The organism is Pseudomonadota bacterium (assembly GCA_018817425.1).
Taxonomy (GTDB): domain Bacteria; phylum Desulfobacterota; class Desulfobacteria; order Desulfobacterales; family RPRI01; genus RPRI01.
The window spans coordinates 36,682-50,358 of record JAHITX010000033.1 but is presented as its reverse complement, the minus strand read 5'-3'; the positions used below and the strand labels follow the sequence as shown (position 1 = coordinate 50,358).

The following is a 13,677-nucleotide window of genomic DNA, read 5'->3' as shown; positions in this document are numbered from 1 at the left end:
TTTTCGCCCGCCTTGAGCTTGACCAAACTGAAACGTTTTGAAAGTGGCTCTAAAGAAGAAGTTATATTTTTTTATTCCGCTGCCGAAATTGGTTGTTAAAAGTAACTTATAGAAACCGATATGTTTTAACATGGCCTTATTATTGCTATATCCCCTTTTATGGGTCCAATAATCTATTATTTAAAAGGGGGTGAGTAATAATTTTAATTGTTGAAATAAAGGATTAGGCAATTGGAACAGGAATATTTTTAAAGTATTAATCTAAAAAAAGGAGGTAAAATATGTCAAGTAGTATAAGCGGCATAGACAATTACAGCTATGTGTCTCAGTTTAATGCACAAGCCATGCAGCAGCGTAATGATGACCTGTTTAGCAAGATAGACAGCAATAGTGATTCCGGGATCGATAAGACCGAATTTTCGGACTTTGCCAAGAAGCTTTCGGAGAGCACTGGAAATTCTTTCAATGTCGATGATGTTTTTTCCACATACGATGTTGACAGTGACGGAACATTGAGCAGTGATGAGCTTGGAACTTTTATGAAAGATAATCCACCTCCACCCCCGCCTGCGCAAATGCAAAATGCCATGTCAGCATATGGATCGGATCAGAGCAGCGATCAGATGTCAATATTGATGGATTTTATTAAAAATCTTTCAACAAATGATGGATCGGCATCAGCAAGTGACACAGGTTCGTTAAGTGCGTATCTGTCAAAGCTGGTTGAAAATGTTAACAGCGGGGTAAGTAGTTCGCTTCTTGATGTAACAACATAGAAATCTGAATTATTTGAAGGCAAAGAACCTCATTAAATATAAAATGGGGTTCTTATCTTAAAACCTTTTCTGCTTATCGATTAAAACAATAATAATCATATAAGTTGGCCTGAATAATGCATATAAAAGCTTTATGCAACTATAAACGAACAGGATTTTATGAGCCTACTAGCGAACCACCTTGCAACTGATAATACAAAAATCTCTTTTGATGCACCGGAAGCTATCTATCGTTTTCTTGTGGAAAATTCTCAGGCAGCATTTTATGTTATCCAGGATGGGCTGTTTACTTTTGTAAATAAAAGTTTTTGTGAGCTATCGGGTTATACTTATGATGAGATTATAGACCGGATGGGTCCGACAGATCTGGTGCATCCAAGAGAGCACAAAATCGTTTTGAAAACACTTGAAAAATATCTGAATGAAGAAAAATATAATTGTGAACAAACACTTGATATTATAAGAAAAGACGGTCAGATTATAAGGGTGCAAATTGCAGTAAACTTTTCCATCAACAATGAAAAACCCATGGTTTCAGGTTCAATCATTGATATTTCGAAAGAAAATGATCTTGAATCCCAGCTTCTTCAGGCTCAAAAAATGGAAGCTATAGGAAATCTTGCAGGCGGAATTGCACATGACTTCAACAATATTATTACAATACTGGCAGGTTATGGCAATCTTCTTCAATTGAATATAGATAAATCTGATCCATCAAGACATTATGTGGATCAAATACTACTTGCTTCTCAAAAGGCGGCAAGCTTGACTCAAAAGCTTTTAACGTTCAGCAGACAGCAACCTATTGCCTTAAAACCATTAAACATTAATACTATAATAAATGAAACTAAAAATCTTTTAGAACGCCTCATAACCGAAGATATCAGGTTAACAACTGATCTTTCACCTGAAGACGTTATTATTATGGCAGATCCCACTCAAATTGATCAAATACTCTTTAATCTTATAGTCAATGCAAAAGACGCAATGCCGTCAGGAGGGGATTTGAAGTTATCAACCAGAACTGGTGAACTGGACGAAGAATTTGTAAAAACGCACGGATTTGGCAAACCGGGAAGATATGCAGTTATTGAGGTATCTGATACCGGAACTGGTATAAATAAAGACACTATTGAAAAGATATATAATCCCTTTTTTACCACTAAAGAAGTAGGCAAAGGAACCGGGCTTGGTCTGTCCACTGTTTATGGGATACTTAAACAGCATAAAGGATATATTACTGTCTTCAGTAAACCTGATCAGGGTGCAACCTTTAGTGTATATTTTCCTATAGTCAAAAGTATGACACATGCAATGTTGCCATCGGATATTAGACAGATAAGATCCGGAAAAGAGGTAATTTTAGTCGCTGAAGATGATGATGATGTAAGATATTTTATCATCGATATTCTTAACAGATTTGGCTATAAAGCCATTGGGGCAAAAGACGGAACGGATGCCATCAGCAAGTACCGTGAGAACAAAGATATTTCACTTATAGTTATGGATTCGATAATGCCCCGAAAAAATGGTAAAGAAGTTTGCGATTGTATAAAACAGATACAACCAGATATAAAAATACTGTTTATGAGCGGATATTCTTCTGATATATTAGCCGATAAGGGGCTTTTAGAGCATGAAGTTGAATATATTGAAAAGCCTATATATTATGAAGACTTTATACAAAAAGTAAGAAGTATCCTCGATAAATAGAATAAAATCATACACTGATTTGAGTGTCATCAAAAGCAAAAGCCTTCCTGTCATATTTCTATAAAACATCCGATTTGTATGTTGTAAATTCTGCAATTAAATAATAGATATAAAAAATATCAAGGCATGGCAAAGGAGTCATATGTTCCATACTTAAATGTCTGTTTTTTGACGCCTGCAATTTATTTATATATTGTCAAACCCTTGACAGTTAGAAAATAAAAATATCCCTTTTCAGGAGAAAGTACTTGATGAAAGATAATAACGGATGGGAAGGAGATTCTAATCTAATAGAAAAAGAACCTTATTATATTCCTTGCAAGAATGAAATTGATTTATTTGAGCGGGCCTATGCTACAAAGCTCCCTGTTATGCTGAAAGGTCCTACGGGATGCGGTAAAACAAGGTTTGTCGAATATATGGCGTATCGTTTAAAACGGCCTCTTATAACTGTTGCCTGCCATGAAGACCTTTTTGCAACAGACCTTGTGGGCCGTTTTTTGCTGAAAAATGATGAAACAGTCTGGATGGACGGCCCCTTAACAAAAGCAGTTCGTATGGGAGCAATTTGTTATCTGGATGAAATTGTTGAAGCCAGAAAAGATTCAACTGTTGTTATTCATCCTCTTACTGATTATCGCAGAACTCTTGGAATCGATAAAACAGGAGAAGTAATTGTTGCGCATCCTGATTTCATGCTGGTTGTTTCATATAATCCGGGCTATCAGTCTGTATTAAAAGATATGAAACAAAGCACACGGCAAAGGTTTATAGCGATGGCGTTCGATTATCCGGAAGCTGACAAAGAAGCAAAGATTGTATCTCATGAAGGTGGAGTATCAGATGATATGGCATTAAAGCTTGTCTTTCTTGCCGGTAAAATCAGGACTATGCGTGAGCACGGGTTAACAGAAGGAGCCAGCACCCGACTTTTAATTTATGCGGCAAAGCTTATAAGCTCTGATATTCCGGTTAAAGAAGCCTGTATGTCTGCAATATGTCTTCCGCTTACAGATGATGAAAAGCTTATTGACACTTTAAGCGATTTGATAAGTGATGTTTTTTAATAAATCTCAGTTAAAAATCCTGATAAAAGATAATACGAAAGTGAGTCTACCTTTTTAATTTACAATAAGAGAAATAATTATACATTATATGAATAGAGATGATATTCAGGAACTAAAAGCCGGGCGGACTTTAAATATTTTTGTAGCTGAAAAGATAATGAAAAATAAAGTAGTGCCTGATCCGATCATGGGCGATACTGAGATATTTATTACTGAAACCGGCGAATCCGTGTTTGGCAAGTTAACACAATATTCACAGGATCTTTCAAAGGCGCAGCTGGTTATTTCAAAAATAGCCGGCATGGGATATGCCGAAGCCGGATTATGGGAAAATGAAAAGCGTCCTGAAGTAATTTGCCGGGCAGCTCTTTTGACACTTTTTGATAAAAAAAGTAAAAAGAAGAGGGCTATACAAAAATCAAAATTTACCATCATTAAATAAAATTACCCTCTTACTTAAAAAGCATACTCCTCCTATAAGAAAAATCTTATTGCCGCATAAACCAGGCCTGTTGAAGTTATCAAACCAAGACCAATGACTATGAGGGCAGCCAAAGTCAGCTCCTTAAATTTCTTTTTGAATGCTTCACGATCATTGAGTCTGGGAAATTCAGACTCAGGCACAGCAACACCGAGAAAGTCACAAAGTGGCTTCCAGCCTTGATCAACTGAAAACAGAAGAAGCCGGTCTTCCGGAACACTTGCTTTTACATGGTCAATATGCTGGTGATAGTGGGCAATGGCCTTATCACGATTATTCATGATTCCCTTATGTGAGCGTTGCCAGACAAGCTTTCTAATCATACTGCCAAGCTTGCGCGCGTGAGGAGTGGCAAATTCAAGTACTTTGAACTGCCACATATATACCATCGGATAGATGGTGTTCATGGAGCTTTCATACCATGCCTGGGCACCACCTGGGTGAACAGTAAGCAATACTTTGGCATCAGGGTAGGCAGCCATCAGTTCACGCCACACACAACACGCCGGGTTATCTATCGCGGCTGTATATTTTGAAAATATTTGTTCCCAATCCTGCTGTGTTCCGGGTTCAGCATTTGCTACCTTAAACCAAAAATCCACATGTGATTTATTTTCCTTTTTCTCCAGTACTTCGTACATATGATAACAAGGAAAACCAAGCTGATTAAGCGCTGAATAAATGGATAATGTGCCGGTACGCCCAAATCCTGCGCCAATAATTTGAAGGGCCATGCTTATTATATCCTTTCGAGCCAGTTTCAAAACGCCCCATTTTGGCCGATCTTAAGCGTTGGGCTCAAATTTCAATCCTCGAAATACTAAATGTATTCCTGTGGTTGAAATTTTCGCCCGCCCTGAGCTTGACCAAACTGAAACGTTTTGAAAGTGGCTCTTTCATTTTCAAACCGGTAAAGAGCGCATTTCCCGTTTGAATGCAGCGGGAAGATTCAAACTGAATTTTTAATTAATAATACAGGTAATATTACCGGTGCAAGGACAAAATCTAATAAATGCGGTTATCCTGAGGATATGCATAATTCAAATTGACATTTTTTTATAAAATCATAATATATTTATAAGAATATCAGCACTGAACCTACCAGGAAATGTGCGCGCTGTTGCGAGACCTTTGAAAAATGTTTAATTTATTTATTCTTAAAAATCGGTGAGAGATGCTCTGATGAAAAGATATATAACTACTACTACATTGAATAGTTAAGGAAGAAATGCTTAATAAAATCATATCAGGAGGACAAACAGGTGTTGAAAGGGCTGCACTGGATGTTGCCATAAAGCTTGATTTAGCGCATGGTGGGTGGATTTCTAATGAAGACGGGCCTATTTCAGAAAAATATAAATTAAAAGAAACGGAAAGTCCCGGTTTTAAAATATACACGGAACAAAACGTAATTGACTCGGACGGAATTTTGATAATCTCTCATGGCAAGCTTACCGACGATTTTCAATTAACACAAAAATACGCAAAAGACCAAAAAAAGTCTTGTTTGCATATGGACCTTAATAAAATTAATTCATTTAAAGCAGCAAATGATATTAATATTTGGGTGCAAAACAATGATATTGAGGTCTTGAATGTAACAGGGCCAAGTGCAAACAAAGATCCTGCAATTTATATGATTGTTTCGGACATTTTGGAAGCAGCCATCTATTTAAACATCATGAATACAAACATGTTTGATAATGCTCAGAAAAAACCCGGGAAAAGTGATGGAACAGATTGGATTGGTTTACCGAAAACAGTTGAAGAAGTACTTGATACTTTGATTTCAATAATGCCTTTAAAAGATAAGATAACACTTGCGAATATGACTGATGAGGAATTGGGCAGCTTAAACTCTACACTGGGTTTATTTTTACGAAATAACTATAGATTATGGGGAGCAAATACAGAACTATTGGAATCATGCCGAATTATTTCCGGTGAAAAAAATATTGATACTTACAAAGCTTCATCAGTTATTATTTTTGAATTATGGAAAATATTGCAAAAAACCCATAAGCTTAGAGTAATCAAATGATTATTGGAATATCTGTGATAACCGGAGCGAGTGAAACCTTGATACCGGATTTATATCGTGTTGAAGGGTTTCAGTAATTACAAGTGTTAAAAGCGGCCCTGGAGCAAAACCTGCTGATAATCCCATCACTGACCCGATTGTAAAAAAAATATCATTTCAATTTTAAAAAAGTTTTGTAGTAGTAGTTTGTGCTGCTCATATGTATCAGCAGCACTTATTACGTACACAAAAAATATTTTGTTCATTAATCCATTCTTTAATTATTCCATTTGCGCAACCGACACCGGCATCAACAAAAAGAGCAGTCGAAGGACAATTCCTGGCGCAGGCACCACACTCTATGCAGGCATCGAAACAGGTGATCATAGCTTTTCCTTCTTCTAATGAAAACACCTGGTGTGGACAGACTTCCAAACATCTGCCGCAACCAATACATTTGTTTGTATCAAGCTTAAGTGTTGACACATTACTCAGATAGCTAAAACCTTTCACAGATCCTCCGGATTTTTCACAGAAATTTTCCCGAAAATACAAAGAATACACTCAGTATAACTGCAATTGCCATAGCAGGTACTGCGAACCGTATCTCCTTTTTTACACCCGAACGTGAAGTAAAGGGAGTGCATCCGGTAAAATTCAGCGTGTAAAAGGCGCTTACAGCAGGGATAGCCAGAAAAGCAGCAGCAATGATTAATACATTCCAGTCTTGTCCGTCGGCAAGAAAATAAAAGGCAGCAATCCATGCTAATCCTGTTAGAAATCCCTTGAAGGCAAAGCTCTTTCCGGGAAGCCATGGAAGAAGCAGAGGCGCAACCGCGATACCGGAAAACACAGCGCCAAGATATGCGTAAACTGCCATGAGACCACAGTGAATCCCATTCAACACTGTTGCTATAATAAACAGTGTCGTCACTGCAATGACAGTTACTTTCATTTCCAGTAACAATTCAACAGGGATGAGTACTGCTCGCTCCCGGAACGTGAATGTTTGTTTCTGCATTTGAGCGGTAGTTTTCATGTTGTTTTCCAGATATTGCACAATATCTCCGGCCCGTATTGCCGCATATCTGATGTTAAAGCCGGTTTGCCTTTTTACTTCGTGAGCCGCTACTCCCGGCGCACCCAAAATCGGTAGAATAAGACGGCGGTGAGATACAATTCTGGCCAGATTGGATAAAGCTATACGCTGCACCAGTTCTTGTGTGCTGAAAGATCCTTTTCCGGCAGCACACCAAACATTGATGCCATAGGTTTCAAGGACGAGAAGCCAGACATTATATCCTGTCAGAACACTGCGGACGATGTCATAGGTCATTTTATAGTTAGCGGTTACTATTACCGGATCATCTTCTGTCGGTGTTCCGATTGCATAAAGGCCGGGTGGTACCATATAATTCATACGACCAACACCCCAGCGGGCTTTCCAGGTGCCGAGATGATCGGCAAAGGTAAGCTTTGTGGAAACTTGAGGCACATATCCAGCTCCTGTAGATAGCCATTTGATAAAACCGGGAACTTTCTCGTTTATTTCTCCGCCACCGGCAGAGGTTGGCGGCCCTCAGCAGGTAGGTTTATCGACTGAAGCCCCTTTGGTTGATTCAATTACCGGTGTCAGCTTAAACTGTGTATTATCATGATTTTGCAGAGAAAATCTGTTATTTTTTTCAAGAGGCATACTTAAATCCAATATTTCTTTTATATCTTATTCCCATAACACAGTTTTGAATGAACACTTGCTATTATTTACCCCAAACTGGTGTAAAATTAAACTTTTGTCCGCCAATGGTTGCTTCATACATTAATCCACCTTTGGCGTGAACGAATACAGCCATACCCTTTATATATTTGGTTTTTGCCTGTACTCCGTTACGCGGACCTGCACTTGCGCCGATAGATGCACCCTGGGAACCTGTTTGCATTTGAGCTCCTGCGGTTACGGCAACGGCTGATGCCTGGGCATTTAAGGCAAACTCACCGCTGGTAAATTCATCGTAAGCCCGTTTATCCTGGAAAAATATTATTTCACTAAAAGCCTGGCCACCGGCCTGCCAGCCTACCGACATTTTTACCAGGGATGCTGCTCCGGTTACTTTACCGCCTTTATATACCTTCCCATTGCCGTAAGCCCCGCCCACAAAAAAACCACCTTTTCCGATTACCGGAAAAACGGCATAGCCATATGCACTTTTGAAAAACGGTTGAACTGCTTTGGATTTTTTGAATAATTTGATCGTGCCTGAATAGTTTTCGGCATGCGCAAAACCATTAAAATTCAATGCAAAAATAGCCACGATAATTAAAACACAAAATTTAATATTTCTCCCTTTTTCCTTCATTTTGCTCTCCTTTTCTATGCTGAGCCAAAACCGGCCTGTTTGCTCAAAAATTAACAAGCAGACCTCTGATTTTACTGTTTCAGCCAAATAGATGTTGTGTCCATAGGTTAAACTTTCTATTGCTGAGAAATAGAATGAATAGTAAGAATTATTTTTATAATCAAATATAAGGGATTCGATTGAAAATATCAAGGCGGCTGGTAGTTCTTTATTTATAATGAGGATAAAGCAGAAATAATCAGTTTCGGATAAGTCAGAAGTAAAGACTTTTACATTTTAAAATATTTAGATGGGTAGAGATAATATTTATGATGGTAAAATATTATGAAGATTTCACTATAGGTGTTGAAGAGGCTGTTGGAAGTCATGTTGTGGATAAACAGGAAATTATTGATTACGCAATAAAATGGGACCCGCAGCCGATTCACATTGATGAAGAAAAAGCAAAAAATTCGGATTTTAAAGGTCTTATTGCAGCCGGATCTCATATCTTTGCGATTTCAATTTTAATCATAAACCGTTGGGAATACAAAGTTAAGGCAATTGCCATGCTTGGTATGGATGAAGTAAAGTTTAAACGTGCCGTGTGTCCCGGAGATGTGCTTTCATTAACACATAAATGTATTTATAAACGGGAATCGGAAAATCAAAAGGATCGTGGAATTATAAAAAACAGGATAATCATTAAAAATCAAAGGAATGAAATTGTGCTTACGTATATTGACATTATGCTTATAGCAAAGAGTAATAGAAATGAGCCAGTTTCAAAACGCCCCATTTCGGCCGATCTTAAGCGTTGGGCTCAAATTTCGCAGGAAGTGACACGTAGTGAAGCATAAGCGCTAACCTTTAGTGCTATCCTCGAAATACATAATGTATTCCTGTTGTTGAAATTTTCTCCCGCCTTGAGCTTGACCAAACTGAAACGTTTTTATACTGGCTCTATGATAAAAGCTCTATATTTTATAATCCATCCGGCATGTTATGCTTATACGTTAATTATGCGTGTGTTCAGGATAGTAAGATAAGAGAGCTTGGATGCTTTCCCTTAAGGCTTTTGCATATTTGACATCAGCATTTTGTTTAGCTTTCATTGCAGCAATGATTACCGTATGATGTTTTATTAAACGTTCGGAATAATCTTTTTGATCCGGCTTAATCCTTTGGGTTAAAAAGTAATCACTGATTGTAGAGATGATGTTTTGGGCGTGTTTTTCCTTGTTCATTACCCAGCGAACCAATTGGTTTTGAGATTGCGCATCAGGTTTTCCTGCCAATTCAGCAATTAATTTGGCTGATTTCTCTATGGTATCGGTATCTTCAAGCATCGATTGAACCCTGGCATAATCATTGTAAATTCCACATGGAATCTGACAGTGAGCATACCCTGTTTGGGGTACAATCATACTATAACTGACTGTAATAAAGGTGATTAACAACATTACTTTTTTAAAGGTTTTCATCATCGAATCCTCCGTTGTTTGATTTGAAATAGGGGAATTGACCATAACATTCATAAAACACATAATAATATTTTTACACCGGTATTTATATAAAATCAATTAAGTTCTAAGAAAAAGACAGTTTATAAGCTTATGAGTTTAAAGGCTTGTAAAAGAACAAATTAAATCCAAATGTGGTTACCCTGCCGGTATTTTGAAAATTGCTTGACATAAATATAATTAAAAAATATTTAATAAGTTTACGTTTTAAATATTTGGAAAACTAAACATATAATAGTTTGATTTAAAATAGATTATTATTTTGGTCACCCTTGGTTTTTTTACGGCATTTGGTGAATATGGATATTTTGCTTGAGGGAATTGTTGTAATAGTTGGAAATTACGGTAGCGGTAAAACCGAAATTTCAGTAAATTATGCAGTTGAGAGAAAACTTGCCGGGGTGGATGTAAGCATTGCGGATCTTGATCTTATAAATCCTTATTTTAGAACGCGTGAGGCAAGAAAGCAGCTTATTAAGCTTGGTATAGAAGTTGTTTTGCCACCGGAAAAATATCTTCATGCCGATCTTGCCATATTAGATCCGGCTGTTTCAGGACTAATAAGAAATCCGCGACAGCTTACGATATTGGATGTTGGTGGAGATAAGCCAGGGGGCAGGGTGCTTGCTGCTCTTGGAGATGCTTTTAAAGGCAGGAAATATCGCCTTTTGCAGGTTATAAATCCTTACAGGCCTTTTACCGATACCTTAAAAGGTTGTATTAAAGCAAAAGAAGGGATAGAAAATGTTTCCGGGATGCGCATTAGCGGTATCATAGGCAATGCAAATCTTATTAATGAGACCGGCACTGATACAATATATGAGGGTTATGAATTTGTTTCCATAGTTGCAGATAATACCGGCCTGCCGCTGGAATTTATAACAATTCCTTCTTCGCTTTCCGGCAAAGTGGATATGAAACAATTTTTGTGCCCTGTTTTGACATTAAAAAGGCAGCTTGTTCCGCCCTGGATAAAACCAGAATAAAAACCCGGTTAAAACCGGGTTAAAATCTGGACAAAACTAATTCGCTGTAAATTTGGGGATTCAGTCTGCTTTTAAATTATTTTCTAAAAAAGATGGCTTTTAGTTAGTTAGGGAGTTTAAATGGCTTACAAACATTATATAGATTTAAACATATGCAAGGGATGCGGTTTGTGTGTGGATGTGTGTCCTAAAAAAATTCTTGAAATATCAACAGATGTGAATGAAAAAGGTTATTTTTCAGCTTACCAGGCACGCCATGAGAACTGCGTTTTCTGTTCAACATGTTGTATTATGTGTCCGGATGCAGCCATTAGCATAACGGAAGTAAAGGATGAATAACGGAAACTTCTGATGATAATAATATAGTTTGAAACAAACGGGAGAAAGAACATGGGAAAGATTTTGATGAAGGGAAATGAAGCAATAGGTGAAGCGGCAATCAGAGCAGGTTGCTTGAACTACTTTGCCTATCCCATTACTCCTCAGTCTGAAGTTTCGGAGTACCTTTCATATCGCATGCCTGAAGTTGGTGGCGTATTTTTACAAGGTGAGAGTGAAGTCGCAGTAGGATATATGGTTTTTGGCGCATCTGCTTGCGGCGAAAGGGTATTTACAACTTCATCAAGTCCTGGAATTAGCCTTATGAGCGAAGCGATAAGCTATATTGCAGGCGCCCAGTGCCCTGCGGTATTTGTAAATATCATGAGAGGAGGCCCAGGATTGGGTGGAATTCTTCCATCTCAAGCCGATTACTTTCAGGCAACAAAAGGCGGCGGTCATGGGGATTATAGATTACTTGTTATGGCGCCAGCAAGTGTTCAGGAAGCGGTCGAGATGGTTATGATGGCTTTTCCTCTTGCGGAGAAATACCGAAATCCTGTTATGATTGTAGGTGATGGTCTTATCGGGCAGATGATGGAACCAGTGGAATTTCCCGAACACTTAAAATCAGAACCTACCAATAAAGATTCCTGGGCCACAAACGGGATGGATACAAGAAAGAGTACAAAGAAAAATATTGTAAAGTCCCTTTTTCTTGATCCGGTTGTGCTCAATAATAATAATCTGACCCTTAAAGAAAAGTATAACCGCATGAAACGCGAAGACGTCATGTGGGAATCATACAATACAGATAATGATTACAGGTTGCTTATAGTAAGTTATGGAACAATGAGCAGGGTCTGTAAAACGGCTGTTGATAATATGAAGGAAGAAGGAATCGAGATCGGTTTGATAAGACCCAAAACATTGTTTCCTTTTCCTGAAAAAGCCGTTTTGGAAGCGGCATCTAAAAACAGCTGTAAAATGGCGTTAAGCATTGAGATGAGTATGGGGCAGATGGTTGAAGATGTTGAAAGATGTGTTCAAGGGAAGTGCCCTGTTAAATGGTATGGGAGTTGTGGCGGTGATGTGCCTACGCCTGAAGAAATAATGGATGCGGTAAAGTCGTATCTTTAAAGGAGTAGTAAATAACTAATGGGAAAAACATTTAAAAAACCGGATTGCCTTGCAGATCAGGTTACTCATTATTGTCCGGGCTGCACTCATGGTGTTGCTCACAGGCTTGTAGCGGAAGTAATTGACGAGCTTGGCATAGCTGGAAAAACGGTAGGTATTGCGCCTGTTGGTTGTGCGGTAATGGCTTATAATTATTTTACGTTTGATTTTCAGGAAGCAGCACATGGGCGTGCTCCGGCAATGGCGACCGGGATAAAAAGGGTACGTCCTGATCTTGTGGTTTTTACTTATCAGGGTGATGGCGATCTTGCGAGTATTGGTATGGGTGAAATCATTCATGCTGCAAACAGGGGGGAGAAGTTTACTACTATATTCATAAACAATGCAGTTTACGGGATGACCGGTGGGCAGATGGCTCCCACAACCATGCCTGGTCAGCGTACAACTACTTCACCTTTTGGCCGCAATATTGAAGATGTTGGGATGCCGATTAAAGTTGCCGAATTGCTTTCGGCCCTTCAGACTCCTGCATATATTGCAAGAGAATCGGTTATAAAGCCAAAGTATATTGTAAAAGCCAAAAAAGCTATTAAAACGGCTTTTATGTACCAGCTTGAGCGCAGGTGTTTTAGCTTTGTTGAACTTATCAGCACATGTCCTACAAACTGGGGACTTACACCTGTTGATGCAGTAAAATGGGCTGAGGAAGAACTTCTTCCCTATTATCCTATAGGAGAATATAAAACCCCGCTGCAGGCAAAAGGAGGAGATAATGCAACGTGAAGTAATGTTTGCCGGTTTCGGGGGGCAGGGGATTCTTTTTAGCGCAAAAATTCTGGCAGAAGCTGCTTTGGAAGAGGGCCATGAGGTTGTCTGGATTCCATCATATGGTCCTGAAATGAGAGGTGGTACTGCATATTGCATGGTTGTGATAAGTGATAGGCCGATTGCTTCTCCTATTGTGTCGAATCCTTTGCATTTAGTGGCAATGAACCGGCCTTCGCTTGAAAAATTTGCACCCGCTGTTAAACCGGGCGGAGTGATTATGATAAACAGTTCGCTTATACAAATTGATTCGGGTCGTAAAGATATAGATGAAATCAAGGTTTCAGTATCAGAGATTGCAAAAGATATTGGAAGTATGAAAGCTTCAAATATTGTTGCTTTAGGAGCGTTTGTCGCCCGCAGCAAGATGGTGGATTTTGAGATATTAAAAAAATGTGTCAAAGCTGAATTTGCAAGTAAAGAAAAACTGATACCCCTTAATATGCAGGCCCTTGAAAGCGGCAGGTTGGCGGCTTTGAACCAGTAATTTCC

Annotated in this window: 16 protein-coding genes; 11 read left to right on the top strand and 5 right to left on the bottom strand. The window is 38.5% G+C overall.

What is annotated here, in order from left to right:
• The first annotated feature begins 281 nt into the window (after positions 1-281).
• The 4 genes from KKC46_06850 (at position 282) to KKC46_06835 (ending at position 3,998) form a co-directional block, all read left to right on the top strand.
• Positions 282-776 carry a hypothetical protein gene (locus tag KKC46_06850; GenBank protein ID MBU1053532.1) on the top strand — a complete coding sequence of 165 codons (495 nt, stop codon included), beginning with the start codon at positions 282-284 and terminating at the stop codon, positions 774-776.
• Positions 777-935: 159 nt separating this feature from the next.
• Positions 936-2,489: a PAS domain S-box protein gene (locus KKC46_06845; protein ID MBU1053531.1), complete on the top strand. Its 1,554-nt coding sequence runs from the start codon at positions 936-938 to the stop codon at positions 2,487-2,489.
• A 251-nt stretch (positions 2,490-2,740) separates the two neighbouring features.
• The gene (locus KKC46_06840; protein ID MBU1053530.1) at positions 2,741-3,556 is read left to right on the top strand and encodes a CbbQ/NirQ/NorQ/GpvN family protein; all 816 of its coding nucleotides are present in this window, start codon (positions 2,741-2,743) and stop codon (positions 3,554-3,556) included.
• An 88-nt stretch (positions 3,557-3,644) separates the two neighbouring features.
• Positions 3,645-3,998 carry a hypothetical protein gene (locus tag KKC46_06835; protein ID MBU1053529.1) on the top strand — a complete coding sequence of 118 codons (354 nt, stop codon included), beginning with the start codon at positions 3,645-3,647 and terminating at the stop codon, positions 3,996-3,998.
• Positions 3,999-4,030: 32 nt separating this feature from the next.
• On the opposite strand, the gene KKC46_06830 is transcribed toward KKC46_06835, so the two are convergent.
• The gene (locus tag KKC46_06830) at positions 4,031-4,771 is read right to left on the bottom strand and encodes a hypothetical protein (GenBank protein MBU1053528.1); all 741 of its coding nucleotides are present in this window, start codon (positions 4,769-4,771) and stop codon (positions 4,031-4,033) included.
• Between the two features lie 494 nt (positions 4,772-5,265).
• Between KKC46_06830 and KKC46_06825 the strand changes: the two genes are divergently transcribed.
• On the top strand, positions 5,266-6,078 hold the full coding sequence (locus KKC46_06825; protein ID MBU1053527.1) for a putative molybdenum carrier protein: 813 nt from the start codon (positions 5,266-5,268) through the stop codon (positions 6,076-6,078).
• 204 nt (positions 6,079-6,282) lie between these two features.
• Here the strand turns inward: KKC46_06825 and KKC46_06820 are convergent, their stop codons facing one another.
• The 3 genes from KKC46_06820 to KKC46_06810 form a co-directional block, all read right to left on the bottom strand.
• Positions 6,283-6,570, bottom strand: coding sequence for a 4Fe-4S binding protein (locus KKC46_06820; protein MBU1053526.1), 288 nt, complete (start codon positions 6,568-6,570; stop codon positions 6,283-6,285).
• A 16-nt stretch (positions 6,571-6,586) separates the two neighbouring features.
• Positions 6,587-7,552 (bottom strand): acetyl-CoA synthase subunit gamma, encoded by a 966-nt coding sequence (locus KKC46_06815; protein ID MBU1053525.1) that lies wholly within the window; start codon positions 7,550-7,552, stop codon positions 6,587-6,589.
• 265 nt (positions 7,553-7,817) lie between these two features.
• On the bottom strand, positions 7,818-8,414 hold the full coding sequence (locus KKC46_06810; protein MBU1053524.1) for a lipid-binding SYLF domain-containing protein: 597 nt from the start codon (positions 8,412-8,414) through the stop codon (positions 7,818-7,820).
• A gap of 308 nt (positions 8,415-8,722) precedes the next feature.
• Here KKC46_06810 and KKC46_06805 point away from each other — a divergent pair, with 308 nt between their 5' ends.
• Positions 8,723-9,253 (top strand): MaoC family dehydratase N-terminal domain-containing protein, encoded by a 531-nt coding sequence (locus KKC46_06805; protein MBU1053523.1) that lies wholly within the window; start codon positions 8,723-8,725, stop codon positions 9,251-9,253.
• A 156-nt stretch (positions 9,254-9,409) separates the two neighbouring features.
• On the opposite strand, the gene KKC46_06800 is transcribed toward KKC46_06805, so the two are convergent.
• Positions 9,410-9,877 carry a superoxide dismutase, Ni gene (locus tag KKC46_06800; GenBank protein ID MBU1053522.1) on the bottom strand — a complete coding sequence of 156 codons (468 nt, stop codon included), beginning with the start codon at positions 9,875-9,877 and terminating at the stop codon, positions 9,410-9,412.
• 338 nt (positions 9,878-10,215) lie between these two features.
• Between KKC46_06800 and KKC46_06795 the strand changes: the two genes are divergently transcribed.
• From KKC46_06795 to KKC46_06775, 5 genes are all read left to right on the top strand, one after another.
• Positions 10,216-10,902: a cobalamin biosynthesis protein CbiA gene (locus KKC46_06795; protein MBU1053521.1), complete on the top strand. Its 687-nt coding sequence runs from the start codon at positions 10,216-10,218 to the stop codon at positions 10,900-10,902.
• Positions 10,903-11,022: 120 nt separating this feature from the next.
• Positions 11,023-11,241 (top strand): 4Fe-4S binding protein, encoded by a 219-nt coding sequence (locus KKC46_06790; protein ID MBU1053520.1) that lies wholly within the window; start codon positions 11,023-11,025, stop codon positions 11,239-11,241.
• A gap of 51 nt (positions 11,242-11,292) precedes the next feature.
• Positions 11,293-12,360 carry a 3-methyl-2-oxobutanoate dehydrogenase subunit VorB gene (vorB, locus tag KKC46_06785; GenBank protein MBU1053519.1) on the top strand — a complete coding sequence of 356 codons (1,068 nt, stop codon included), beginning with the start codon at positions 11,293-11,295 and terminating at the stop codon, positions 12,358-12,360.
• An 18-nt stretch (positions 12,361-12,378) separates the two neighbouring features.
• Positions 12,379-13,143, top strand: coding sequence for a 2-oxoglutarate oxidoreductase (locus tag KKC46_06780; protein ID MBU1053518.1), 765 nt, complete (start codon positions 12,379-12,381; stop codon positions 13,141-13,143).
• On the top strand, positions 13,133-13,672 hold the full coding sequence (locus KKC46_06775; protein MBU1053517.1) for a 2-oxoacid:acceptor oxidoreductase family protein: 540 nt from the start codon (positions 13,133-13,135) through the stop codon (positions 13,670-13,672). Before KKC46_06780 ends, KKC46_06775 begins: the two co-directional genes overlap by 11 nt.
• Positions 13,673-13,677: the final 5 nt, after the last annotated feature.